The organism is Streptomyces sp., from assembly GCF_031178505.1.
GTDB lineage: Bacteria > Actinomycetota > Actinomycetes > Streptomycetales > Streptomycetaceae > Streptomyces > Streptomyces gulbargensis.
The window spans coordinates 1-2,118 of the sequence record NZ_JAPSIW010000966.1 but is presented as its reverse complement, the minus strand read 5'-3'; the positions used below and the strand labels follow the sequence as shown (position 1 = coordinate 2,118).

3 protein-coding genes are annotated in these 2,118 nt (G+C 72.2%); 1 reads left to right on the top strand and 2 read right to left on the bottom strand.

What is annotated here, in order from left to right; all coding sequences use genetic code 11:
- Positions 1 to 135: 135 nt before the first annotated feature.
- Positions 136 to 1,218, bottom strand: coding sequence for an NADH:flavin oxidoreductase/NADH oxidase (locus tag RIF68_RS35165; RefSeq protein ID WP_309055624.1), 1,083 nt, complete (start codon positions 1,216 to 1,218; stop codon positions 136 to 138).
- Between the two features lie 123 nt (positions 1,219 to 1,341).
- On the opposite strand from RIF68_RS35165, the gene RIF68_RS35160 reads away from it, so the two are divergent.
- Entirely contained in the window at positions 1,342 to 1,728 is a 387-nt protein-coding gene (locus RIF68_RS35160; protein ID WP_309055622.1) for a helix-turn-helix transcriptional regulator, read from the top strand.
- Here the strand turns inward: RIF68_RS35160 and RIF68_RS35155 are convergent.
- Positions 1,706 to 2,118: DUF305 domain-containing protein (locus RIF68_RS35155; RefSeq protein ID WP_309055620.1), on the bottom strand; the 413-nt coding region annotated here is incomplete at its 5' end. The two genes, RIF68_RS35160 and RIF68_RS35155, sit on opposite strands and share 23 nt — an antisense overlap.

Here is a 2,118-nt window from a genome sequence, read left to right as displayed (position 1 = left end):
TGCCTACGGTGAGGAGTACGTCGGGCATGGCTGCCACCTCCAGGACGCCGTTGTCGCGGATACGGGCCAGTCTGCACCCGGCCACCGACAACGACCTCCGCCGACACTCGCGCCCGCGCGCCCGGGGGCCTCGGGTCAGATCGCCCAGGCGTACGGGGCCGGGGCGCCGATCGTGGCGCCGAGTTCGCGGGCCGCGCGGCGCGGCCAGGAGGCGTCGCGCAGCAGCTCCCGGCCGAGCAGGATCGCGTCGGCCTCCCCGTTCGCGAGGATCTTCTCGGCCTGCTCGCTCTCGGTGATGAGCCCGACGGCGGCCACCGGCATGTCCGTCTCCGCCTTCACGCGGGCCGCGAACGGGACCTGGTAGCCGGGCCCGACGGGGATGTCGGCGGGGCCGCCGTTGCCGCCGGAGGAGACGTCGAGCAGGTCCACCCCGTGCTCGCGCAGCAGTCGCGCGAAGCGTACGGTCTCGTCGGCGGTCCAGCCCGCCTCGCCGAGCCAGTCGGTCGCCGAGACGCGGAAGAAGACGGGCAGGTCCTCGGGCCAGACCGCGCGCACCGCGTCGACGACCTCCAGCGCGAAGCGCGTGCGGTTCTCGAAGGAGCCGCCGTAGGCGTCCGTGCGGTGGTTGCTGTGCGGGGAGAGGAACTCGCCGATCAGGTAACCGTGGGCGCCGTGCACCTCCACGACCTCGAACCCGGCGTCCAGGGCCCGCCGCGCGGCGTCCGCGAACCGGGCGACGATCTCCTGGATGCCCTCGGCGGTCAGCTCGGTCGGCGCCGGGTGGCCCTCGGCGAACGGGACGGGGCTGGGGCCGACGGGCTGCCAGCCGGGGCCGCCGGGCGCGACCGGGCCGCGGCCCTCCCACGGGCGCTCGGTCGAGGCCTTGCGGCCGGCGTGTCCGAGCTGGATGCCGGGGACGGTGCCGTGCTGCTTGAGGAATCCGGCGATCCGGCGCAGGCCCTCGGTCTGCGTGTCGTTCCACAGGCCCAGGTCGTGCGGGCTGATCCGGCCCTCGGGCGCGACGGCCGTGGCCTCGACCAGGATGAGCCCGGCGCCGCCGGTGGCCCGGGAGGCGTAGTGCGCGAAGTGCCAGTCGTCGGCGACGCCCGCGTCCGGTCCGGACACCTCGGCCGAGTACTGGCACATGGGCGCCATCCACACCCGGTTCGGAATGGTGAGGGACCGGAGGGTGTAGGGCTCGAACAGGGCGGCGCTCATGACGGACTCCGTTTCGGGGATGCCTCGGGGACCTTCGTACGATACCCATCGTAGTACGGTGCCTGTCAAACTACGAAGAGTCTCGTACAATGAGTACCGTCCCGATGAAGTGGAGCCGCGCCCATGTCGACCGCCGCCCCCGGCCCCCGCGTCCTCGCGCACCCCGACCGCGACGAGATCCGTCTCGAAGCGGTCCTGCACGCGCTCTCCGACGCCGTACGGCTGCGGATCGTGCGCGAACTGGCCGACCGCGAAGCCGCCCTGAGCTGCTCGTACTTCGACCTCCCGGTCACCAAGTCCACGACGACGCACCACTTCCGCGTCCTGCGCGAGAGCGGTGTCGTACGGCAGACGTACCAGGGCACCACCAAACTCAACGCGCTGCGCCGGGACGACCTCGACGCCCTCTTCCCCGGACTGCTCGACACCGTCCTCGCCGCGGCCCTCGCCGACTCCGCGCGCCGGGCGCTGCCCGGAACCGGTGCGGTCACATCGAGCGCATCCGGTTGATCTCGGCGGTCTGCTGGGTGATCACGTCGTTCGCCATCTCCTCCACGAGGACGTTGTTGCCCTCGCTCAGCACCTCGGCCGCCATCGTCACCGCGCCCTCGTGATGCGTCACCATCAGCTTCAGGAACAGCTCGTCGAAGGCGGCTCCCTTCGCGTTGCGCAGCTCCGCGAGCTGCGCCCGCGTGGCCATGCCCGGCATCGCGTGATGGTCGTGGCCGCTCTGCTCCCGGGGGCCGCCGTGGTTCTTCAGCCAGCCTTCCATCGCGCTGATCTCCGGCCGCTGAGCCGCGGCTATCCGCTCGGCCACCTTCCTGACCTGGACGGAAGCGGCCCGCTCCGGCGCCAGCTCCGTCATCGTCAGGGCCTGGCGGTGATGCTCCACCATCATCT